Source organism: Psychrobacter muriicola 2pS, from assembly GCF_904846535.1.
GTDB lineage: Bacteria > Pseudomonadota > Gammaproteobacteria > Pseudomonadales > Moraxellaceae > Psychrobacter > Psychrobacter aquimaris.
This window is the reverse complement of record NZ_CAJHBC010000003.1, coordinates 104,106-127,802: the sequence shown is the minus strand read 5'-3', so window position 1 is coordinate 127,802 and position 23,697 is coordinate 104,106. Positions and strand designations below refer to the sequence as shown.

Annotated in this window: 22 protein-coding genes; 15 read left to right on the top strand and 7 right to left on the bottom strand. The window is 42.2% G+C overall.

What is annotated here, in order from left to right; translation table 11 throughout:
• Nucleotides 1-395 precede the first annotated feature (395 nt).
• The gene (locus tag JMX93_RS05315) at nucleotides 396-1,280 is read left to right on the top strand and encodes a hypothetical protein (RefSeq protein ID WP_193013138.1); all 885 of its coding nucleotides are present in this window, start codon (nucleotides 396-398) and stop codon (nucleotides 1,278-1,280) included.
• A gap of 122 nt (nucleotides 1,281-1,402) precedes the next feature.
• Here JMX93_RS05315 and JMX93_RS05310 read toward each other — a convergent pair whose 3' ends face one another.
• From JMX93_RS05310 to JMX93_RS05300, 3 genes are all read right to left on the bottom strand, one after another.
• A complete protein-coding gene (locus tag JMX93_RS05310; RefSeq protein WP_499204077.1) occupies nucleotides 1,403-2,206 on the bottom strand; it encodes a 4'-phosphopantetheinyl transferase superfamily protein in 804 nt (267 codons plus the stop codon).
• A 121-nt stretch (nucleotides 2,207-2,327) separates the two neighbouring features.
• Complete coding sequence (pal, locus tag JMX93_RS05305; RefSeq protein WP_193013136.1) at nucleotides 2,328-2,846, bottom strand: peptidoglycan-associated lipoprotein Pal; 519 nt, start codon at nucleotides 2,844-2,846, stop codon at nucleotides 2,328-2,330.
• Nucleotides 2,847-3,000: 154 nt separating this feature from the next.
• Nucleotides 3,001-3,600, bottom strand: coding sequence for a DUF6231 family protein (locus tag JMX93_RS05300; protein WP_499204076.1), 600 nt, complete (start codon nucleotides 3,598-3,600; stop codon nucleotides 3,001-3,003).
• A gap of 371 nt (nucleotides 3,601-3,971) precedes the next feature.
• Here JMX93_RS05300 and pepN point away from each other — a divergent pair, with 371 nt between their 5' ends.
• On the top strand, nucleotides 3,972-6,587 hold the full coding sequence (gene pepN / locus JMX93_RS05295; RefSeq protein WP_499204282.1) for an aminopeptidase N: 2,616 nt from the start codon (nucleotides 3,972-3,974) through the stop codon (nucleotides 6,585-6,587).
• 150 nt (nucleotides 6,588-6,737) lie between these two features.
• Here the strand turns inward: pepN and JMX93_RS05290 are convergent, their stop codons facing one another.
• Entirely contained in the window at nucleotides 6,738-7,820 is a 1,083-nt protein-coding gene (locus JMX93_RS05290) for a 3-deoxy-7-phosphoheptulonate synthase (protein ID WP_443511300.1), read from the bottom strand.
• A 427-nt stretch (nucleotides 7,821-8,247) separates the two neighbouring features.
• Between JMX93_RS05290 and lpxB the strand changes: the two genes are divergently transcribed.
• A complete protein-coding gene (gene lpxB, locus JMX93_RS05285; protein ID WP_499204075.1) occupies nucleotides 8,248-9,555 on the top strand; it encodes a lipid-A-disaccharide synthase in 1,308 nt (435 codons plus the stop codon).
• Nucleotides 9,556-9,628: 73 nt separating this feature from the next.
• The gene (gene rnhB, locus JMX93_RS05280) at nucleotides 9,629-10,492 is read left to right on the top strand and encodes a ribonuclease HII (protein ID WP_193013132.1); all 864 of its coding nucleotides are present in this window, start codon (nucleotides 9,629-9,631) and stop codon (nucleotides 10,490-10,492) included.
• A gap of 166 nt (nucleotides 10,493-10,658) precedes the next feature.
• Here rnhB and JMX93_RS05275 read toward each other — a convergent pair whose 3' ends face one another.
• Nucleotides 10,659-11,324, bottom strand: coding sequence for a DUF924 family protein (locus tag JMX93_RS05275; RefSeq protein WP_443511304.1), 666 nt, complete (start codon nucleotides 11,322-11,324; stop codon nucleotides 10,659-10,661).
• 90 nt (nucleotides 11,325-11,414) lie between these two features.
• Between JMX93_RS05275 and JMX93_RS05270 the strand changes: the two genes are divergently transcribed.
• From JMX93_RS05270 to JMX93_RS05260, 3 genes are all read left to right on the top strand, one after another.
• A complete protein-coding gene (locus JMX93_RS05270) occupies nucleotides 11,415-12,635 on the top strand; it encodes a carboxynorspermidine decarboxylase (protein WP_499204074.1) in 1,221 nt (406 codons plus the stop codon).
• A 285-nt stretch (nucleotides 12,636-12,920) separates the two neighbouring features.
• Nucleotides 12,921-14,195 carry a saccharopine dehydrogenase family protein gene (locus JMX93_RS05265; protein ID WP_499204073.1) on the top strand — a complete coding sequence of 425 codons (1,275 nt, stop codon included), beginning with the start codon at nucleotides 12,921-12,923 and terminating at the stop codon, nucleotides 14,193-14,195.
• A gap of 325 nt (nucleotides 14,196-14,520) precedes the next feature.
• Nucleotides 14,521-14,946, top strand: a complete 426-nt coding sequence (locus tag JMX93_RS05260; RefSeq protein ID WP_443511310.1) for a hypothetical protein — start codon at nucleotides 14,521-14,523, stop codon at nucleotides 14,944-14,946.
• Nucleotides 14,947-15,140: 194 nt separating this feature from the next.
• On the opposite strand, the gene htpX is transcribed toward JMX93_RS05260, so the two are convergent.
• Nucleotides 15,141-16,055, bottom strand: coding sequence for a protease HtpX (gene htpX / locus JMX93_RS05255; protein ID WP_499204072.1), 915 nt, complete (start codon nucleotides 16,053-16,055; stop codon nucleotides 15,141-15,143).
• 293 nt (nucleotides 16,056-16,348) lie between these two features.
• On the opposite strand from htpX, the gene JMX93_RS05250 reads away from it, so the two are divergent.
• From JMX93_RS05250 to JMX93_RS05235, 4 genes are all read left to right on the top strand, one after another.
• Complete coding sequence (locus tag JMX93_RS05250) at nucleotides 16,349-16,810, top strand: methyltransferase family protein (protein ID WP_499204071.1); 462 nt, start codon at nucleotides 16,349-16,351, stop codon at nucleotides 16,808-16,810.
• A gap of 62 nt (nucleotides 16,811-16,872) precedes the next feature.
• Nucleotides 16,873-17,202 (top strand): DHCW motif cupin fold protein, encoded by a 330-nt coding sequence (locus JMX93_RS05245; RefSeq protein ID WP_198331522.1) that lies wholly within the window; start codon nucleotides 16,873-16,875, stop codon nucleotides 17,200-17,202.
• 216 nt (nucleotides 17,203-17,418) lie between these two features.
• Nucleotides 17,419-18,231, top strand: a complete 813-nt coding sequence (locus JMX93_RS05240; protein WP_499204070.1) for a PhzF family phenazine biosynthesis protein — start codon at nucleotides 17,419-17,421, stop codon at nucleotides 18,229-18,231.
• 2 nt (nucleotides 18,232-18,233) lie between these two features.
• Nucleotides 18,234-18,566 (top strand): YnfA family protein, encoded by a 333-nt coding sequence (locus tag JMX93_RS05235; protein WP_193013123.1) that lies wholly within the window; start codon nucleotides 18,234-18,236, stop codon nucleotides 18,564-18,566.
• An 89-nt stretch (nucleotides 18,567-18,655) separates the two neighbouring features.
• On the opposite strand, the gene JMX93_RS05230 is transcribed toward JMX93_RS05235, so the two are convergent.
• A complete protein-coding gene (locus JMX93_RS05230; protein ID WP_020443648.1) occupies nucleotides 18,656-18,778 on the bottom strand; it encodes a hypothetical protein in 123 nt (40 codons plus the stop codon).
• 398 nt (nucleotides 18,779-19,176) lie between these two features.
• On the opposite strand from JMX93_RS05230, the gene JMX93_RS05225 reads away from it, so the two are divergent.
• The 4 genes from JMX93_RS05225 (at nucleotide 19,177) to miaA (ending at nucleotide 23,453) form a co-directional block, all read left to right on the top strand.
• A complete protein-coding gene (locus tag JMX93_RS05225) occupies nucleotides 19,177-19,800 on the top strand; it encodes a 6-pyruvoyl trahydropterin synthase family protein (protein WP_499204069.1) in 624 nt (207 codons plus the stop codon).
• On the top strand, nucleotides 19,793-20,317 hold the full coding sequence (gene tsaE / locus JMX93_RS05220) for a tRNA (adenosine(37)-N6)-threonylcarbamoyltransferase complex ATPase subunit type 1 TsaE (protein WP_499204068.1): 525 nt from the start codon (nucleotides 19,793-19,795) through the stop codon (nucleotides 20,315-20,317). The genes JMX93_RS05225 and tsaE overlap by 8 nt, the downstream gene beginning before the upstream one ends.
• An 81-nt stretch (nucleotides 20,318-20,398) precedes the next feature.
• Nucleotides 20,399-22,213, top strand: coding sequence for a DNA mismatch repair endonuclease MutL (gene mutL / locus JMX93_RS05215; protein WP_499204067.1), 1,815 nt, complete (start codon nucleotides 20,399-20,401; stop codon nucleotides 22,211-22,213).
• Nucleotides 22,214-22,304: 91 nt separating this feature from the next.
• A complete protein-coding gene (gene miaA, locus JMX93_RS05210) occupies nucleotides 22,305-23,453 on the top strand; it encodes a tRNA (adenosine(37)-N6)-dimethylallyltransferase MiaA (protein WP_499204066.1) in 1,149 nt (382 codons plus the stop codon).
• The last annotated feature ends 244 nt before the right edge of the window (nucleotides 23,454-23,697 follow it).

Below are 23,697 nucleotides of genomic sequence, written 5' to 3'. Positions count from 1 at the left end.
TTCTAAAAGCAATAATTACTACACCAACTCACAAAACACAACAAACTGTAGTAATAAGCTATATAACTGTCATTGAGTTAAATAAAGAGGTAGGTCATTATAATTACATATTTTGTAATACCCTTACATGAACATTAAGCTAGCCGATATTCATGTCTACGCTGTTGAGTTACTTTAAGAGCATTGTGTAACAGAAAGTCGAAGTTTTGCTGATTGGTGTAGTAATTATTACAATACCTATGCAATCTTTACATAACGGCAAATAAAAAGCGCTCCTACAGGGGTGACTTTTCCGGCCAAAATTGTTTTAATCTGCTCAACAAAATGATCGATTTAAAAAAAGCTAAATTGTCATTTTTTATGGGCAAGTTATTCCACACTTTAGGAGAGTATTTATGAGACTTATTAAATTAACAGCAATTTCTGCTGCCGTTTTAGCGTCAACTGCTGCACTAGCTGCTGAGCCTGTTATCGTTGTTGATGGTAACGATGCAGTTGTTTATGAAGCTGAGCCAGTTGCTGTTGCGTATGAAGCCGAGCCTGTTGCTTATGCATACGATACTGACGCTGGTATAGTTCGCAACACTGCTGGTGCTATCGTTGGTGGTACTACAGGTTTCTTCAAACAAGTCATTCACCCAGCATCTGTTAGCGCTGAAGTTGGTACACTAGGTTATGGTGCTAACATCGGTTGGTCACTAAACGAGAAAACTGAATTACAAGCTGGTTGGGCTGGTGGTGATGTTTCTGATCTATTCGGCGACATTGATGTAAACGATATTGAATATGATATTAAAGATGCAGACTTTAGTAACCCGTATCTAGGTGTGCAATTACGCCCTACTGGTAACTGGTTCACGATGGGTGCTGGTATCATCGTACCTGACAACGATATCGACGTAACCGCTAATGCAAAAGGCCCTAACTACAGAATCGATAACGTCGATTATAATGCTGCTGATACTGGTACTTTGTCAGGTACTATAGAGCATCGTAACAAGCTAGCACCTTATGGTACTATTGGTTTCCGTCCTAACATCACTAATAACTTCGGTCTGTTTGGCGAGATTGGTGCAGCTTACATGGGTAAAACCAATGCAACTGTTACTTCAAGCAATCCAGATACTGCCGTTGGAGTTACAGAGGTAGGTGGAAACGAAGTTAGAGATCCTAATTTCACAGGTAAAGATGTTGCAGCTATAGCACAAAAAGAATTAGAACGTAAAGACTATCTCGAGTGGATGCCAATTGTTAAAGTTGGTGCAACTTACCGTTTCTAATCTAATCACAGTTTAAGTACTGTTGTTAGAAGAATAGTAAGAAAAAAACGATCCTTTTTTTAGGGTCGTTTTTTTTGTCTGTAAAAAAGCAGTTGTTAGAATAAATAACATGTATAAATGGTCTAGAAAATAACGATGGTTTGTTGCACTGATAACACCGCGATACGGTAATCGGACTTAGCGTCTGCTATGACCATTAAAGGTGATGGCTCTCTAATAATATGAATTAAATCCGCAATAAGGTGGGAATAATCCATTCCTAAACCTTGTGCCAGTTTGTATTGATGAATTTTGATAAAACTTTCTTTTATTTGCCACAGTAACTTAGCGATAATCTCACGCTGAAGCGGTAACAGGGATTGTAAAGCAGCCATTTCATGCTCAGAGTAGAACCGCTGTGCCACATGCCACGCTACAGGGTTGGTTTCTATATCAATACCGATGGGGCGATGACGGCTAATAACTACGGTCACTTTACTGTTTGATGGTGTGTTGATTGTCTGAACAGCGTCTTTGTTAATATCATTATGAGCCTTGATGCCTGTATGGCTAAAGCACACGTAATGTTTGCTACCGATAAGCCGATAGGGGAAATTTGATTCATCCAAAGTATCGCTGAGCTTTAGCTCACCCAGTAATTGTTGTAGCAATAATCGAACGCCTTTACGTTGTAGTTGACGTTGATGCTGCGCTATTTCACGTGTTGATAAAATTACTGGTGGCAGGCAGTAATGCCAATTGAGCTTGTAAAGTTTATGAAAATTCACATGTGATATAGGATTAATTGCTGACCGCAGTGATTTATTCCACAAACTTTGAAAGTTGATAGATAAGCATTCGCTCACTTGCGCAGTGGCGCACCACGTCATAGGGTCGAGCTGGGTATATTGGACATGAGTCAAATTTAAGATAGAGCTTGGCATCATTGATTATGTCTGTTGTATTGGTTCGCTTAGTAACATGCAAAAAGCCCAGCGATATACTATTGCTGGGCTTTCCATTATAAAATATATTGAGCTTTATTGATTGTAATCTGTTTTACTGGTTTTAGTAAGACAATACCGCACGGCGATTTAGTGCGTAATCTTCTTCAGTATTACCAGCCACAGCAGGGCGCTCTTCACCATAGCTGATGACACGGATGTTGTTTACATCGACGCCTTGAGTCGCAAGGTAGTCACGTGCTGCTTGAGCACGGCGTTCACCTAGTGCGAAGTTATATTCACGGCTACCGCGCTCATCAGTGTAACCTGCGATAACAACACTAGCTCCTGGATTTGAATTGAGCAAGCTTGCGTGTTGATTAAGAATGCTCGCTGCTTGTGCAGTAATTTCACTGCTATCAAAAGCAAAGTAGACAACCGCTTGTAGATTCTCAGCTTCAGTAATAATTACGTTTGAGTTATCTACGATAACGGCGCCAGTGTACCCAGCTTGACCACTTGGAATACCTAGTGGCGCAATCACAACTTCAGAAGTAGCACGTTTGGTCGCACAACCTGTGGTTAGTGCTACAGCGCTTGATAATACAGCGAGCACTGCGATCTTAGAAAAATTGGTTAACATAATGAGCTCCTAAAATTTTAATTAATTAAAATTGTTTTTTGAACTGCTTACGATAAAACTTAGGCAATTGCTATCTATCATATACTAAATGTTACTTTATGTAAGTAGTATTACTGTAAATAATGCTAGAAGTTACAGATAGATATGGGATGTACTACCATCGGTGCTTACCCCAATTTTCAGGATTTGCCCAATAATCCGCATTCAACCAGTTTGGGAGCTGTTTATAATCATATAAATCGAACTGCCAAAGTGTGGCGGATACTGATGAGGAGTTTGCAGGTAAAGGCTGTTCTGTTTGGCTGATACTATCGCTCTCTAAAGATGGCTCATGCAAGATATCAAATGGGGTAAAACCATAAGCTTTTAAATCTAGGGTGTCATCAAGGGCGATGAGCAGGTGTGCCGCATAAAGATCCCGATAGCGCATGAGCAGCGGAATATAATGCTGTAGCAACTCTGGTGATAGTGTGGGCAACCAAAAACAGGCGAGCTCATAACGTTCAGGCAGTTGTCGTTGATTGAGCTCTGATAGTGTCGATATTTGTAGTGCCTTGGTGTTTTTTAGCAGTGTTGTTAAGGCTAACCGTGCATTTGGGTCTGGGACGACCCACAGTAGCTCAGGGTCATTATTAGCAGATTCAATCGTTGTTGAGGTGTTCTCTTGAATGTCTAGTGACGGTAGAAGCGCATCAACGTAATCTATCAGTAATGGTAACGTGATGTCTGAGCGACTGGCAGTTTTCTTTGTCATATAATAGGCCGTTTATCGAGTGTTGGTCATCAGTGACCTTATTAAATCATTTTAATCGCGATTATCCAATTGGTGATTGATGCTAATTATGCCGCTCTTTTAATGTGTCGACTCTCTCATTGCCATCGCCTTTTGATAAATATAACAGACAATGAACATAATAAACTTGAGATCTGCTCTTGAAATATGGCAGTTTAGGTCAATGTAGCAAGATGCCGCTATAATGCTAATGGTCATAAAAATTGTGCCAATTGATGACCGATCTTAACCTAACTTATCATGCTTTTTACCATATATATTTTTTGCCATAAATAATAATAGGAATACCCATGTCTATTGCTGAAACTGATGCTCAAATTATTAATCCTGACATGCCAGATGTGCCACCGCATGCGCCAAGTAAAATTAATTTAAAAGATTACCAAAAACCTAGCTTTGATGTGGAAACGGTTGATTTGGATATTAAGCTGTTCGAAGATCATGCACAGGTAGACAGCACCCTGAAGATGGTACGTCAAACGGCAGGAGATCTCGTATTATTCGGTGAGGAGTTGGAGCTGATCGCCATTACGATGAATGGTAAGCCATTGACGGCTGAGGATTATCAAAAACAAGCAGGTACGTTGACGATTGCTAATGCACCTGATGCGGTTGTTTTAGAGATTCAAGTACGCATCTGTCCACAGACCAATACTGCCCTTGAAGGGTTTTATATGGCGGGCAGTGGTGATGAGACGATGTTTGTCACCCAGTGTGAGCCTGAAGGTTTTCGTAAAATCACCTTTTATCCAGACCGCCCCGATGTGCTGGCGATATTTACCACGCGCCTTGAGGCAGATAAGCGCTATCCAACACTATTGGCCAATGGTAACTTGGTTGAAGCGGGTGAGGTGTCAGATGCCCCAGACCGTCATTATGCGATATGGCATGATCCAACCAATAAACCAAGCTATCTATTTGCCTGTGTCGTCGCTGATTTAGACGTATTGACGGATTCTTATACCACCAGTGAAGGTCGTGAGGTGTTGCTGGAAATATATGCAAAGTCTGCTGACATCGATAAATGTGATGTCGGTATGCAAGCGTTGAAAGATTCGATGAAATGGGATGAGGTCAATTATGGTCGCGCCTACGATTTAGATCGCTATATGATTGTTGCCGTGAGTCAGTTTAATATGGGCGCGATGGAAAATAAAGGTCTGAATATTTTTAATACCGCTTGTGTGTTATCCAGCCCTGAGACGACGACGGATGCGCGTAGCTTTAGTGTGAAAGCCATTATTGCCCATGAGTATTTTCATAACTGGACAGGCAATCGCATCACTTGCCGTGATTGGTTTCAATTGTGCTTAAAAGAAGGCTTTACTGTTTACCGCGATCAATCATTCTCAGCGGATCAGCAGTCGAGTGCCGTACAGCGTATCGATGATGTGGCGACATTACGTGCTCATCAGTTTTCTGAGGATGCAGGGCCACTGGCACACCCTGTACGCCCTGAGAGTTTTGTTGAGATTAATAACTTTTATACGACGACTGTTTATGAGAAAGGCGCTGAAATCGTTCGCATGATTGCCAATACTTTGGGAGCCGAGAATTTTCGTAAAGGCACGGATGAGTACTTTCGCCGTTATGATGGGCAAGCAGTCACCGTTGAGGACTTTTTGTCAGCACTTAGTATTACTGATAGCAAAATTGAAAGCTTTATCGACTGGTATCGTCAGCCGGGCACACCAATGGTGTCTGGTCATCAACATTATGACCATGCAGCGCAGACACTGACCATTACGTTAAGTCAGCACACCCGTCATGTCAGTGGCTTTGATGCGCCAAAACCATTGCCTATTCCGGTAGCGACTGCGCTATTTGATAAAGACACTGGTGACATTGTGGCTGAGCGTATGCTTCTCCTCGATCAAGCAATGCAAACATTTACCTTTGAAAACATAGCACGCGAGCCTGTTGTCTCTTTGCTACGTGATTTTAGTGCGCCAGTACAGCTCAATTATGATTATCAAGATGAAGATTTGGCATTTTTGCTCAAACATGAAACCAATGGTTTTAACCGCTGGCAAGTGACGCAGATGCTGGTCAATCGTATCTTGTTACAAGGTCAAGGCGAGAAGAGCAGTCCTGATATCTATCTGCAAGCACTAGCGCAGACATTGCCTGTGCTCGCGGCTGAGGATGCGATGTTGGCTGCCCGCTTGCTTGATATTCCATCAGCGCAAGAGCTGGCGTCTGCTATTCATAAAGATTACGATCCAGTATTGGTGAAAGCGCAGCGCGACGACTTGTATCAACAGCTTGCAGAGGCGCTAAACGATCAATGGGCTGAGCTTTATAAGCAGTTACCTATGCAGGCTTATGAAGATAGTGCCGAAGCTCGTGGCACCCGTGCCTTACGTAATGTAGTACTCGATATGGCGCTGACCGCGAATGTCGATGGCGCAAATGAATGGGCGCAGCAGCAGTATGATCATGCTAGTTGTATGACGGAGCGCTTCGGCGCGTTAAAAGCGATGGTCAATCATCAACTGCTAAATGCTGATGAGTATTTGGCGGATTTCTATAATCGCTTCCAAAATAATGATTTGGTCATCGATTTATGGTTTAGTGTGCAAGCGTCTGCTGATACCGTCACCGCTGATACTATTCAATCTTTGCTTGTGCATGCAGATTTTGATTGGAATACACCCAATCGTGTACGTTCAGTAGTCAGCGCCTTTACCTCGCAGCCGACGGCCTTATGGACGGTAGAAGGGTTAGATCTTTATATTGGTGTGATTAAAAAGTTGGATGATGCCAATCCTGTTTTGGCGTCGCGCTTATTGCAAGTGCTAGCACGCTGGAATACCTTGGCTGAGCCACGTCGTCAGATGGCGCATGAGCGGTTGATTGAGTTGCAAAAGAAAGCCTCTTCTAAGCACGTACTTGAAAGTTTAAACAGTGTTTTAGGTGCGGCAAATGAAGGTGCAGTAAGTGAGTAAAATGCCATGCTTTATCAGTTAAGTTTAAAAAATTAAACTTGATAAGTTAAAGAATAAAAAAGCCCGTCTGACATGATATGTCAAACGGGCTTTTTGCTGAGCAACTTATCACGATAGAGTGGTCTTTATCGTGATGAGGGACTGTCAATATTAACGGTTAGGCAAAACGTCTTTGACCATATCACGTAGATTATATAGGGCAGTGACCGTACTATCCCAGTCTAAGCAACCATCAGTGATCGACTTGCCATATTCAAGCTGACTCAAGTCAGCCGTTAGTTTTTGATTGCCGCCCTTTAGATGGCTCTCAATCATCATGCCGATAATTGATTTATTACCGTTTTGAATTTGCTCTGCAACGTTTTGGATAACCATCGGTTGTAGATACGGGTCTTTACCTGAGTTGGCATGGCTTGAGTCAATCATAATCTTGCTATTGGTTTTGCCTTTTGCCAGCTCGTTTTCCACTTGCGCAACCGCAGTCTCGTCATAGTTGGGTTTGCCGTTACCACCGCGAAGTACCACGTGTGCGTAAGGGTTGCCTTTAGACTTGATGATGGAGACCTTGCCATCTGCTGACAGACCTAAGAAGCTATGACCTTCTTTCACTGCTTGCATTGCGTTAACAGCGACTGTCATACCGCCGTCTGTTCCATTTTTAAAGCCTACTGGGCACGATAAGCCTGAGCTCATTTCACGATGCGTTTGGCTCTCGGTGGTACGTGCACCAATCGCTGACCAGCTGATCAAATCCTGCATGTACTGCGGGGTATTCGGGTCTAGTGCTTCGGTGGCGCAAGGCAGACCTTTTTCATTCAAATCGAGCAGTAGCTTACGGGCAGTACGCAGACCTTTTTCGATATCGAAGCTGTCGTTCATATCAGGGTCATTAATCATGCCTTTCCAGCCAACGGTTGTGCGTGGCTTTTCAAAATATACGCGCATCACAACAAACACGCTATCTTCGATTTCTTTTGCCAATACGGCCAATCGATCAGCATATTCGTGAGCGGCTTTGATATCATGAATAGAGCAGGGGCCAATGACCACAAATAGGCGCTTATCTTTACCGTCCAAGATGTTTTGGATGGTATTTCGACCGTTTAATACGGTTTTATAGGCTTCATCTGATAAAGGTAGCTCAGTTTTTAGCTCAGCGGGAGTGATCAAAGGAATGAACTTTTCAATATTCACGTCGTCAATATCTGCATTATGGGTAACTGATGTTGTCATGGTTATATATCGTCTAGCTGATTTATAGGGAGTTTCATTATGCGGACAAAAGTGTTGGTTGACAAGGGCAGTCGCGCAGTTAATTGACTGATAACTGGAATGAGGAAACCAAAACTTAGTTATACTTGTTCAGCGGCAATCGTATATGAGAACTTCAACAAGTAAGATGGTGACTCAACTTCTCTGTCCATAAAGAAAATCGGGTTAACCTGTTAAGTGGTTGTTTTTGGTTTTTATCAGCTAATTTAGCTATTTGTATCATCGTCACGTATGATGACAATATAAAGGGTATGACGATAAAATAGTGAGGATAGCGAATGCTTATGCGTCACAGAGCTTTCGCGCAGATTTTATGTGTCATATTTTATAATAATCATTTTCTTATTTTATATGCATTTATTGTATTTTTTCATATCGAGAGCTTGTCATGACAGATTATGCTACACCTGATCAATATCATAATTTTATAGACCAAACAGAGACTGAACCTCAAGGTGCTGAATTACAGACTGTGCCATTAGTTATCGGTATCGTCGCAGGTGAGGTGTCAGGTGATAGCTTGGGTGCAGACTTCATGCAGCAGATGAATAATCTACGCGATGATATTGTGTGGGTCGGTGTTGGTGGTACAAAGATGCAAGCGCAAGGGCTGCAAAGCATTTTTCCGTTGGAGCGTTTGGCGGTAATGGGTTTGGTAGAAGTCATGGCGCAATTACCTGACTTACTTAAAGCTCGCCGTGAATTATTAAGCGCATTTAAAGCCGCTGATATTGATTGGTTTATTGGCATTGATGCACCTGATTTTAATCTTAGAGTGGCTAAAAAATTAAAACCGCAAGGCGTATTCTGCGTGCAGTATGTCAGTCCTTCTATTTGGGCATGGCGTGAGTCGCGTATTCATAATATTAAAGCGGCGACCAACCTCGTGTTGTGTTTGTTCCCCTTTGAGCTGTCCGTTTATGAGCGTCATAACCATCCAGCAATATGCGTCGGTCATCCGCTATTGCGTACTATCGATCAAACATTATTAGAGACACCGATCAATCAGCGCCGTAGTGAGCTGGTTTGGCACAATGACGGCTTGCAGCAGTTTTTTATTGAACGATTTGACGATGTCAGCCAGCTTATTTGTGTGATGCCAGGTTCTCGTCGTGGTGAAATCACGGCTATTTTGCCATTGATGTTAGATGGTATTCAAAAGTTGATATTGCTAGACCCCAAGCTGTGCTTTATCATTCCGACCGTCGATCAGAATCACCAATACATCGTCCAAGATGTTATTGATCAGCGCTCAGAGCAACTGCGTGCTGCCATCGTTGTGGTCTATGATGATAGCCAGCCAGCCTTTAGTCAACAAGCGATGGCAGCCTCAGATATTGTGATGCTGGCATCTGGCACTGCAACGCTAGAGGCGATGCTGCTAGAGCGGCCAATGGTGGTGGTTTATCAATTAAATAAGCTCACCTATCAGATTGCCAAACGCTTGGTCAAAGTGCCTTATGTGGCGCTGCCCAATATTTTGGCTGATACCGCAATCGTTCCTGAGCTGATTCAAGAGCAGGCGAGTGGTGACAATATCTGTCGTACGGTCATGCGGCTACTGCAACCGCGAGCCTATGCTGAGCAATTAAAAGATCTAGTAGCCACCAAGCACTTATTACAACAGCAGAGTAATCATGATCCCGCTAATAGTGTGATTGAGCAGTGGTTTATCCAAGCGAAACATCGGGTTTAAGCCATCATCGATTGCGATCACTCCTTTTTCTATTAATAACAATGATACCTAATAACAAAGACACCGCGACCCTATGAATAACCAGTACCAAACCGACAACTCTGTCACACCGATTGAAATAAGTATTGAGCAAATTGATATCAAAGGTCAATATCTACAGCTAGTTGAGCCTATCCGTTTATCGGGTCAGTTAAATATTGGTGAGCTAATCGCTCAGTATCCGATCAATGTGGAGCAAGGCTTACAGCAGTCAATGCTACAAATAGGTGTTGATGAAGCAGGACGTGGGCCGTTGCTCGGTAGCGTCAATGTGGCTGCTGCGATATTGCCTGAAACTTGGTCAGGATTAATTGAGATGCAGCCATTAAAAGACACGCCATTATCTATCTTGACGGACTCCAAACAGCTGAGTGAAAAGAAGCGTGACCGCCTTTATCCATTGGTTCAGCAGCATGCTATTGGTTATGTTGTCGCTGAGATCCCAGCAGCGGTCATCGATCAAGTAAATATCTTGCAAGCGACGATGCTAGGTATGCGCTTATGTACCGAAGTGTTGTTGGAAGCCATTGCCCATCATTTTGTCACCTCTATGAGGCAGGTCGAAGTTTTGTTTGATGGTAATCGCTGCCCCGAGTTAAATCATGCCATGCTCGCTGAATTGGGTATAGAAAAATCGATTATTGATTGCCAAGCATGGGTAAAGGGCGATGCGCGTCATACCAGCATTGCTGCCGCCAGTATATTGGCCAAGGTCAGCCGTGACAAAGCCATGTATGCGCTTGATGCTGAGCATCCAGAGTATGGTATCGCCAAACATAAAGGCTATCCAACACGTGCACACATGGAGGCGATCGAAAAATACGGCGTATTATCTGCGCATAGACGTAGTTTTGCGCCCGTCAGAAAGTCATTAGAGAGGGCTGAACCAGTTATCTGATTCAGCCCTTGTGTTTGATTATTATAGTCAATTCATTACACGATAAAGGAGTTCGGCATTCACCTCGCTTGATATATCGTATATAACTATATTCGGTTGCCTTGTACTTTACACTTCTCTAAGTTGAAGCCCCTATATTTTAATCAACTATATAAATATATACGCTCTAAAATGACGAGTTCGGTTGCTGTAAAAAGGCTTCTTCTGCATCCGTTGACTCACGATCTAAAATATCATTGCGATGCGGATAGCGACCGAATTTTTCAATAATATCTTTATGTCGATTTTCGAAATCTAGCGTGGTTGCATCGTCTAACTGCTTAAATAGTGGTAAATAACGATCGTGAATCAGCGCTGACTCAGAATGCATAAACGGTATGATCATAAAACGGCGCCACTGCATTGGTAAGGTATCAAAGTATGGCTGCTGAATGGCTTCTTGTGCTAAGACTAGTGCCATACCGTCTTGGGCAAAAGCACAGGCCTGTTCGCGACACAGATTACGCGAAAACTGATCTAAGACAATAATTTCGGCTAGTCTTCCTGCCAATGCCGTGATTGAGCTATTGCTATCGGTTGGCGCGTCTGCGCTACGCCACGTCACACATTCACCTTGCTTAGCAGCTTTCCAGATATCACCGAATTTATCTTTTATCTGCGTATCAAAGTCATCATTTTGGGCAAACCAATATTGCTCATTGTCTTTGTCGAACCAAAACTCCAATACTGCACGCGCATTAGCATCAAGATGTTCTAAATGAATGTTTTTTGGGTCGAGCTGTGATGAATGGGTTTGGCTAGTAGTGGTGGAATAATCGGTTGATAGTGACATAAGATATTCTAATTATGATGAATTTAGTCTACTATAGCGCAAATATTTATGTCTGTCATGATGCCAACCGCAGCTATTAGGTAACCTCTTATGAATGCAAAAACTTCGCTAAAAACCACCCCATCATCTCTACCGCCCACGCCTTATTATTTGCTTGATGAAGCGGCAATCGTTGCCAATATGCAGATTATCGCGCGGCTGTGTGAGCTATCAGGCGCTAAAGCATTATTGGCACTCAAATGCTTTGCCACTTGGGGCGTGTTTGATGTGATGCAACCTTATTTGCATGGCACAACCTCATCGTCACTCAATGAAGTGCGTTTGGGCTATGAGACCTTTGGTAATAACGCCGATGCTAATAGCAAAGATAAGAAAGAAACCCACGCCTATAGCGTCGCCTATAGCGCTGATGAAATCGATGAAGTGTTGAGCTATGCTGATAAGATTATTTTTAATTCTATTTCACAATTAAATGCTTTTAAAGGTCAAGCGGCGGCAAAAAATATACCAGTTGGACTGCGCTTAAACCCTAAGACCAGTAATTCCTCGTTTATTATCGCTGATCCTGCGCGTCCTTTTAGCCGTTTGGGTGAACATGATAAAAACAAGATTGCGGCGGTACTTGGTGACATCACTGGGGTTATGATTCATAACAACTGCGAAAATGACAGCTTTGAAGCCTTTAGTGCCAGCTTGGCGGATATCGAAGACAGATTTGGTGATGTTTTAGCGCAGCTTGATTGGGTGAGTTTGGGCGGTGGCATTCATTTTATCACGCCTGATTATCCACTAGAAAAACTGGCTGACAGATTAAAAGGCTTTAGTGAAAAATATGGTGTTCAAGTTTATCTTGAACCGGGTGAGGCAAGTATCCATGGTGCTGGGTCACTGGTTACGACCGTCTTAGATACCATGCATAATGAAAAAAACTTAGCTGTCGTCGATGCTTCTATCGAAGCGCATATGCTGGATTTGCTAATTTATCGCGAGTCCGCACCCATTGCGGCTATTAACGAAGAAGCGATGAATATCTCACCTGTCGATATGGCTAAAACAGCTAACATATCAGACAACACCATTATTTATGGCCGTTCTTGCTTGGCAGGCGATATCTTTGGTGAGTATGCTTTACCTAACGATTTACAGATAGGTGATAAGATTGCGTTTGGTAATGCCGCAGGTTATACCATGGTGAAAAAGAACTGGTTCAATGGTGTTAATATGCCAGCAATTGTGATTCGTCGTCTAGATGGCAGTATAGATGTGCAGCGCAAATTTGAGTATCAAGATTACAAAGCCAGCTTGTCTTGATTTAATTGTTTCAGTAAATTAGTTTGGATTTTAAAAAACAAAGACTTAAGTCTGTTTTTAGATCACTTTAACCCGTCTGTTTTTTATGCATTATTTTTACCGATGACGTCATAAAAATTGTTATAATCGCCACGGGCAAAAACCAGCAATCAAATGGTGCTTTGCCCGACGGGTGCGTGGGTTTTCCTCGGTCTTCCTTTTTAATTCACGCATATCATTCACTCGTTTCTGTTTTGACTCGCCACTATCGATGGTATCGACAGAGACACAAAGGAGGATTGTTCATTGAACACAAACCAAAAAACCAAATCTAGCAAAAAAGATGTACTTATCATCGGTGCAGGCGGTGTCGCCCAAGTAGTCGCGCATAAATGTGCGATGCATAACGATGTCCTTGGCGAGATTCATATTGCCTCGCGCACGCAAGATAAATGTGATGCCATCGCCCAAAGCGTCATAGAAAAAAATAGCTTCAAGCAGCCTGCGGTATTGCATACGCACCAAGTGGATGCTATGGATACTCAGGCGCTGATACAGCTGATTCAAGAGTCGGGTATTCAGATCGTCATCAATGTTGGTTCGGCATTTGTGAATATGACGGTATTGGAAGCTTGTATCGAGACAGGTGTTGCCTATATTGATACCGCTATCCACGAAGATCCGCGTAAGATTTGCGAGACGCCGCCATGGTATGACAATTACGAATGGCAGCGTAAACAGCGCTGTGCGGACAATAATGTCACGGCGATTTTAGGGGCAGGATTTGACCCCGGTATGGTAAACGCCTATGCGCGTCTCGGCTATGACATGATGGATGCAGGTTCGGTGACTGATATTGATATCATTGATATCAATGCTGGCAGCCACGGTAAATACTTCGCTACTAACTTCGATCCTGAGATTAATTTCCGTGAATTTACCGGTACGGTCTATTCTTGGCAGGATAGCAAGTGGCAGTCTAATAAAATGTTCGAAGTAAAACGTACTGACGATCTACCAGTAGTTGGCGTGCAAAACAGTTACTTAAGTGGTCATGATGAAGTGCATTCGTTATCCGCCAATTTAGACGTACCAAATATCCGTTTTTGGATGGGCTTTGGTGAGCATTATATTAATGTATTCACTGTGCTACAAAGTTTGGGCCTACTCTCTGAGCAGCCGGTGATGACTGCTGAAGGGCAAGAAGTGATTCCGTTAAAAGTGGTCAAAGCGGTTCTCCCAGATCCAAGCTCTCTTGCGCCGAATTATACGGGCAAGACCTGCATCGGTGACAAAGTCAAAGGCAAAATCAACGGCGTTGATAGCGAAGTGTTTATTTACAATATCTCAGATCATAAAGATGCTTATAATGAGGTTGGTAGCCAAGGTATTTCTTATACCGCAGGCGTACCACCCGTTGCTGCTGCCATACTGGTCGCGACTGGTGAGTGGGATGCTGGCAAGATGGTTAACGTCGAAGAGCTGGATGCCAAGCCATTTATCAATCTATTGAATAAGATTGGTTTGCCAACGCGTATCAAAGATAGCGAAGGTGATAGAGCGCTTGAGTTTGATATTTAATTAGCAAATTCAATTCAGCAAAAAAGCCTATCTTTTATAGATAGGCTTTTTTTATGTCTGGGTTTTTACGTTAATTTTACGAGGAAGCAGGGGAGCTGATCCTGCCATCCGCTATTATCTAATAAACTGGATATGTAATTTATTTATAAATATAACTTGCTAAATATTGCTTAAATGTATGTTTTAGATTATTCTTATAATCTGAATATAGTCAACATTCATCGATTTAAATTTTGATAATTTTGGATTTACTGTACATGTACTATTCTTAGAATAAATAAACAGCGTCATGTAACTTAACTATTAGTAGGTGAGGAAACTTATAATGAATTGTCTAAAATGTGGTTCGGATAATTGTCAACGACTAGAGGTTGTATATGAATCTGGCACTCAACAAATTAATACTACTAGTCGCACAGTTGGTGGTGGCGTTGCAAGAGCAGGTGTAGGTGGCGGAGCTGCTCACACTACTACAAGTGGCACATCTAGGTCTACACTTGCAAACAAAGCCGCACCTCCTTCAAAACAAAGTATCGGTATGTTCGTCATTATGGTTGTCATCGGTATTTTCATGCTAGCTGGTGGGTGGGTTCTTAAGCTCTTAGGTATTGGCTTAATAGGATTTGCAGTTTACTCTATGAAGAAAATATTGAGTTATAATAAAGATGAATTTCCAACGAAATATAACTATTGGCTAAACCAATGGATGTGTCATAAATGTGGAGACATTTATCATAAAGAATTTGACTAAATTCGGCTGATAGAGTAATCCTTGTATTAAATTTTCTTTTCTTGCAATATCTGGTTTCAAATTTACTATTATAAAATTTGTGCATATGTAGCCTAGTAGGGTGAACTCTATGTACATGATAAACGCACACTAAGGCATAACTTCTAGACACTTTAATGTAAAAGTTATGCCTGTAGCATTTCAAAAATTCTCTATCACGCATCACTAGGATTATAATTTCTCAACGCCGCAATACGGTCATCAAGCGTTGGGTGTGAGCGGAAAAGGTTTGCGATACTAAAGCCCGTAGATTGTCCTGATGAAATAGCAAATGCTTTCATGCTTTCGGGCATTTGATCTGGACGCTGTTCAGAAGGACGCAAAGCATCAAGCGCACTAATCATTTTTTCGCGGCTGGCAAGTTTGGCCCCCATCTGATCCGCACGGAATTCGCGTAGACGCGAGAACCACATAACGATGGCAGACGCCAAAAATCCAAGCAAAATATCCATCACAATACTCGTGATAAAGTAACCAATACCTGGGCTATCACTGGTATTTTTAAACACCGTCCGATCGACGAAGCTACCAATAATACGTGCAAAGAACATCACAAAGGCATTCACTACACCTTGAATGAGCGCCAGTGTGACCATATCACCGTTGGCAACGTGACCAATTTCATGCGCCAATACCGCTTCTACTTCATCGGGTGTCATGCTTTGCAGTAAGCCAGATGAAACAGCGACCAACGCTTTGTTTTTATTCCAGCCTGTGGCAAACGCGTTTGGCTGGGAATTATTAAAAACCCCCACTTCTGGCATGCCGATATTTACCGCTCGCGCTTGTCTTGCGACCGTATCTACCAGCCATTTTTCAGTGGCATTGCTTGGCGTTTCAATAACCACCGTCCCCGTTGATCTTTTGGCCATCCACTTCGAGATAAATAGTGATACTATCGAACCAACCATGCCGTATACGCCGCACATAATGGCAAGACTGGTGTAATTTAGTCCGCCCGCGCCATGTACGCCACCAATCCCAAAGAGTCTGGATAAAATACCAAACACGATGCTAAATACCACAATCACCGCTAAGTTGGTCAATAAGAACAATCCAATACGCATCATGATGCCAGTTTCCTCATTTAAATTTAAAGACAGCTTTAAGACATAATCCTCTATGAGGTATTATATTTTTATATATGTTTTTACTTTACATAAATGGCGTTATTTTGATAAATAACAATCCCCGTTAACCGTATAAATACAGTGATATGGTTAGAGAGTAAAGAATAAAAATAAATGATAAAGCCATTAAATAGTAAAGGGCTAAAAGTAAACAATTAAAACGAAAATAGTTAGCAGGTATCATGAGCACTGAATGTTCAGGTTTGTCATTTAACGCGCTATAAGGTCTAATCATGAACGCTCTAGCACTTAAAGTCCCTCCAGTCGCTCAAGTTATTATTACCGCCGCTGCTATGTATGGCGTCTCTAAAATGCTTCCTACTTTGACGTTCTCACTCAACGGTTCAACTGCACTGGCAGGGTGTTTGGGTGTGATAGGGCTGAGCCTAGGTATTATGGGTGTGACTCAATTTAGAATAGCTCAGACCACACCCAATCCGCAAGCGTTAGAGAAGGTCTCTGGTTTAGTGACCAGCGGCGTATATCAGTATAGCCGCAATCCAATGTATGTGGGTCTGGTGCTGATATTATTAGGCTGGGCGTTCTATCTTTCTCACTTTCTGGCGTTTGTATTATTGCCCATTTTTATACTTTATATGACGCGCTTTCAAATCCAGCCAGAAGAGCGGATGATGGCACGAAAATTCGGTAAAACTTATCAGGATTATCTAAATAAAGTGCGGCGCTGGATTTGAGGTATAGTAAGTAAAGATATTGGAGATAAATGAATGAACAATAAAATCAGGGAGATGACGTTATGGAAATGAAAAATATACCTTTTGCTATTACCGATTGGACGACAGTGGAAGCGGTAGAAAACAAAGGTGAAACTGGCACAGGGTACTGGAAGACTTGCGAATTTAACAATATCAATGTGCATATGGTTGAGTACTCCGCGGGCTACCTTGCCGATCACTGGTGCGATAAAGGGCATATTTTATTCTGTGTTGAGGGCGAGCTGAACACTGAGTTAAAAGATGGTCGTACTTTTACCTTAACAGCGGGCATGACTTATCAAGTAGCGGACAATACGATTGCGCATCGTTCGTCAACTAAGATGGGTGCTAAACTATTTATTGTCGATTGATATTGCTAGGGCATGTCCTCAATTCAATCGAGCATTCTCTAAATGGGCTAAAAATGGCTAAATTTTGCCAAACTGCGTTAAATAGCTTATGAATATCTCGATATTATTTGCGCTATTTTCCTTGTTTGGCGGCAATTTATCTCATTTTTATCACCATTTTTAAAATGAGGACGCACCCTAGTAACACCATAAAAATCATAAAAATGAGTATATAAAATGCAACTAGAAATTAATGTCGTCGATGCTTTCACTGATACTATTTTTAAAGGAAATTCAGCGGCAGTTATCATTACGGAGCATTGGTTGTCTGATGATTTGATGCAGTCTATCGCTTTTGAGAATAATTTATCTGAGACGGCTTTTATTGTTGCTGATAAAGGCATTTATCACATCCGCTGGTTTTCACCTTTCACTGAGATTGCATTTTGTGGACATGCAACGCTAGCATCTGCCTTTGTGTTATTTAACAAAAACCCTCATTTAGAATGTATTAAATTTTCAGCTAAAGCGGTTGGTATATTGACCATTGTGCAAACAGACGATGGCAAGATACAAATGGACTTTCCCAATACTAAGCCTGAAAAATTTGACAATATTCCTGATAGTTTGCTTGCAGGACTATCTATTGCACCAGTTGAGGTCTATAAAAATGCTCAAGCCTATTTCGTGGTTTATAATGCTGAATCTGACGTATTAACAGTAGCGCGCGATAACGAGCAGCTAAAACAGCTTGCGCCTTTAGATGTGGTGGTGACTTGTCAGGCTATGTCTGCTGACTACAAAAACTATGATTTTATTTCACGTTATTTTTGGCCAGCCAATGGTGGCGATGAAGATCCAGTGACGGGTTCAGTTCATACAGGGCTTGCACCATTATGGGCTGAGCGTTTGGGTAAAAATGACTTGGTCGCTTATCAAGCATCTCGTCGCGGCGGGGTTTTAGACTGTGTGGTCGCTGATGACAGAGTGTTTATTTCTGGTCATGCCGTTAAGTATATGACAGGCTTTATCACGATCGAGGAGTCATAGGTTTGACTGAATTAAAAACCGTTGGACTGTTTGCGCTAACCGCATTGGCAGAGATTGCGGGTTGCTATCTGCCTTATCTATGGCTGCGAGAAGGTAAGTCGGTTTGGCTGCTTGTCCCTGGCGTACTTAGTTTGGTTGCTTTCGTTTGGCTGTTGTCTTTACATCCTACCGCAGCTGGTAGAGTCTATGCGGCTTATGGCGGTGTCTATATCTCGATGGCGATTTTATGGTTGTGGACGGTGAACGGTATCAGGCCGACCACGTGGGATATATTGGGCTCGGCAGTTGCGCTATTAGGCATGGCAATTATCATGTTTGCACCGCGCAGTACTTAGCATAAAGACCGCACCTAGCATAAAAAATGCCAATCAAACGTTGAGGTTCGATTGGCATAGTTGCAAGCAGTATACTGATGCAATGAATATTAGTGTTTACCTAAGATACTACCGTTGTCATCTTTCTTAGATTGTTTGGCAGCTTTTTTCTCTTTTGCCGTTAATAGCGGTTTCTTTTTTACGTTCTTTTTACTGTCTTGACCTTTACTCATGGTTTTTTCCTCTTGAGATGAGCCTTAATACCTTTAAAACCAAAACAAACAGGCTTAAAGGTTAGATTAATGCTGATGACGCAAATAGTGCGTACTGCAATGAGTATATGCTTAAGGTGTCGCAATAGATAGCGCTAGCACAATTCACCTACGATTCGAGTCAATCCTGTATCCATCCCTTGTTTGATGCTACTTCTCAAAACTTTGTTTGATAAATGGGTTTTATAAGTAGATTTTCGATGCCATGGATTTATTTAGTCAATACTGCTATTAATAAGTGCTTACTTACGGAGTCATCACGATTTGCTATAATAAGCCACAAGCCGATAAGTCGTAGCGGCAAACTTTTAATATATTCATATTTAGCATAAAAATGCTTACTGTTTTGGTTGATTATTATGCGTATCCGTAAACTTTTTAAATTTGAAAATGCGCATATTGTGCGTAATTGTAGCTCTGAGCGCTGCAAACACTCTATCCATGGTCATAGCTATCAGATTGAATTGATTCTTGAGGCTAAGCGCTTAGATCATGGGCAAATGGTCTATGATTTTGGCTTATTAAAATCGTCTATCAAGGACATTATCGATAGCTTCGATCACGCGATTTGTTTTTGGAATCAAGACGACCCTGAGTATGTCGCTGCCTGTAAAAAATTCAGTGCGCGCTGGATAAGTTTGCCGGTATCGCCATCGGCAGAGCAGTTCTCACGCGTGATATTCTTTTGGGCGCAAGAAATTCTAAAACAAACCCAAATGCAAAACGGTGAATCTGATGTCAGCGTTTATTCGGTGATTGCACACGAAACTGCTACCGGTTACGCGCAGTGCTTTGCTGATGATGTGGCGAACGAGCAAATGGGTAAGCTTAATTTAGAAGCGTTCGAGTTCAGCGACCAAGTCAGTACCGAGTGGCACGACCCTGAGCTATATGCCAAACTGATTCGCGGTGAAAGCTTTGTTAATCCATCTGTGACGATGCAGGTACAGCCGCAAGGGCAGGCAGGTACACCTGATGCCTAATAGTACAACAGAAGACCAAAACACTAAGACGTTGATACTGCATACAGAATCTGACACTCAGCGTTTGGCTGAGCAATTGGCAGCGTTGCCATTGACAGGTAGTGTCTGGTTAGCAGGTGATTTAGGGGCAGGTAAAACTACTCTGACTCGCTATTGGTTGCAGGCGTTAGGGCATACAGGTGCCGTCAAAAGCCCGACTTACACCTTGGTCGAGCCTTATAACATCGCGCAAAAAGACGGCTCAGTCAAGCCAGTTTATCACGCTGATCTGTATCGTCTGCAAGACCCAGAAGAGTTATCTTTTATCGGTTTTGATGAATATTTGGATGAGCCAAATGCGTTGGTTATCATCGAATGGGCAAGCCGTGCGGACAGCTATTTACCGCCGCCCACCTTGTTTATCGATATGACGCAAGCTGCTAGCAATGATAAGGATAATGAGTCTCGTCAAGTTGAGCTGCGGCTATCGAAGGCTGGGCAAGCGCAAGACTTGGATTTATCCTCTATTAAGATTTAATTATACATTCAATATAAGTCATCGATATCTGCTAGCACTACTTATTACCACGTAAAATAACGATACCTCTTAATGCCACAAATGTCAGACAATCATTCTCATACTCGCATCAAAAAACTATCGCCGCTGCTCATCAATCAATTGGCAGCGGGTGAGGTAGTGACGCGCCCAGCAGCAGTGGTCAAAGAGCTATTAGAAAATGCCATTGACGCTGGTGCGACCAATATTGAGATACATATTACTCAAGGCGGCATGGGTATGATTGAAGTGGTCGACAATGGCGTGGGCATTCATCCCGAGGATATGGTCATGGCAATTACTCGTCATGCAACCAGTAAAGTCGCGGATGTCGCTAACTTACAGGGTATTACGACGTTGGGATTTCGCGGGGAAGCATTGGCAGCAACGGCGGCAGTATCTCGACTGACCTTAACCAGTAGCCATGACGACAGTGGCATTGGTCGCCAGTTGCAAGTCGCCGGTGTGTTAGATGATGCGGCAAAGCTCATGCCAGTTGTACATCATCGTGGTACGAGCATTACGGTTAAGGATTTATATTTTAATGTACCAGCCCGCCGTGGTAACTTGAAATCTATTGCGACGGAGTTCGGTCATATTGAAACGATTGTGCGCGAAGTGGCTTTGGCGCGCGCAGATGTGGCACTGACGCTCTTTCATGACAATAAAAAACGGCTGTCACTTTCTTCAAGTGCGATGTCATCAAATTCAATGCCCTTAAGTTCAGTGTCTTTAAGTGCTGTTTCTACAAAGGCTAATAGCAATAATAGTGTCAATCCTTTGCCATTATCACGTCTTGAGCAAGCGACTGGGTCGCCGTTAACCCAGAAGGCATTAGAAATAGCGATAGACCTCACCAGTTTAATGCAGCCATCCAGAGAGTATGCCAATAATAGCATTGCCGATCAAGCAAGCATTAAGGGTTGGTTATGGCCTATCACTGATTCGCAGGATACCTTACCAAAGTTAATCTATGTGAATGGCAGACTGGTAAAAGAAGCATTGATAAGCAATCAGCTACGCCAACTTGCCCAAACTGCTCAGTTGGTAGGTATTGGCTATGCGCTTTATTTTGATTTGCCCACTCAGTGGCTCAATGTTAATGTGCATCCATCTAAACAGCGCATTAAAATAAGTCCGCTCAATAATATCATGGCGCATATAAGTCATGCGATTCGGACAAAACTTAAAACGGTAGTGACTACAGAGACGATCAAGTCTTCTAATGATGATATTCAGATAGTAGGTGATAGTCAGACAGTAGATAATAGTCTGTCTATAAATAAGGCATTCACTACTGCAATGCCAAAGACACTACCGACCATTCATTCAAGCAAAAGCCATCAGGTTAAAGCGCCCAAACAACCCTATCAGTTGTCAGAAAATAGGTATTCGCCTCAAACCTTAAACGTATCAAGTGTTTCTGAAAAAATAAGTCAAAACACCAACGATATCGCTAACGATGTAGCAATACATTCGACATCTTTGCCTTATTGCCTAGACGTTGTTACTCATTTAAATGAGGTGTTAATTGAATCTGTTGACACGACATGTATTGAGGATAAAGCGCTGCCTTGGTTGTTATTTTATCATCAAAGCCAATGTGTACTGATTGGTGCAGAGAATTGGCAATCAAAGATTGGTTCGTTATTTGAGTCAAGTTTACTTAGCAATACAGTATATAAAAAATATCAATTGTTGCCCGGTGCAGATGACATTAATCAGCAAATTTCTGCCGTGAGTATGCAAATGTCAAAACAAGACTTAATGGTGTTCTTAGCGGATATCGACGCGTTACTGACTCAGCATGCGATCAAAGCTATAAATGGTAATCAATTAGCAACATTAATACTATTATCAGCGCCTGAGTCAAGATAGCTGTAACGACAAAAATCTAATAAGCAAATTTTAGCAATGACACAGCTCAAATTTATTTATTGCTACTAATATCATTAATAAAGGCAATTCTATGCAACTTTCATCTGATAGCTCATCTTATCGCCTAAACTCTAATTTAGCGGATAATAGCGTGGTGTGTTTGATGGCGCCGACAGCAAGTGGCAAGACTGCACTGGCTTATGAGTTATATGATACAGGGCGTTATGAGCTAATTTCAGTAGATTCAGCGCTGATATATCGTGATATGAATATCGGTACAGCGAAACCAACAGCTACTGAGTTGGCGCGTTATCCACATCATTTGGTTGATATTATCGATCCTATGCAGAGTTATAGCGTCGCTGAATTTGTGAATGACGTTGCCCGTTTGATTGATAGCTGTCACGAGAATGGCAAAATACCTTTGCTGGTTGGCGGTACTATGATGTATTACATGGCGTTGCTAGACGGGCTATCTCCAGTACCTGACAGTGATGATAGCGTTCGCGTACGTGTGGAGCAGTGGCGGCAAGATGAAGGCATTAGTACACTTTACGACTATTTGGGTGAGATAGATCCGATCAGCTATGAGCGCCTTAATGCGACTGATACTCAGCGCATCACCCGAGCAGTTGAAGTCTATCTGCAAACTAACATCCCTATAAGTGACTGGCAGCGAAAGCCCAAGAAAGCATTGGCAAATAACCCCAACCAGCAATGGCATGCATTGACAGTCATGCCTGATCGTCCATGGTTACATACACGTATCGAGCAGCGTTTAGATATCATGTGGAATGATGGGTTGGTGACTGAGGTCATTGGTCTGCTGGAGCGCTATCCTTTGACGCCAAACCTGCCATCCATGCGCTGTGTTGGTTATCGACAAGTATTAGAATACCTAGTACATATCAATCACCCAGTCTTTGAACAATCTCATCTAGACAAAGCACAATTTTACAGTGCTTTTGGGGTGCTTCAGTCATCAGATAAATCAAGCTTATCTGATGGCGAGACCGAGGTGCTTGCTTGTCAGCAAATGCAAAATAAGGCATTATATGCGACAAGACAATTGGCAAAACGACAGTACACATGGTTACGTAAAGTCATGCAATTGCCTAATACCTCCATAGATATGGCGTTAGCAGCAGATGCATCTAGCGATAAAGATTCTTCTGCAGACCGCGATATGGTGGTAAAAACATTTACGACGATGGCACAGGCAAGAGACTATTTATATTAAAGCTATCAATGATACTAAAGCTATCAGTTATAGCAAAACTACCAGCGCTTCAAAATCTGGTACGAGTTAATACCTTATAAATACGGTATTGTGTACTGAAAGCACAGTGTTGCAAAAAGCTCTATACAACTATTAGAAAGTAATGACAATTAGTATCAAAATATATTGTAGATAGCTGTTATAATTTACATTCATCAAAATAGTAGGTGTGGTATTAGCCTAACTGTGTATTTAATCAATATTA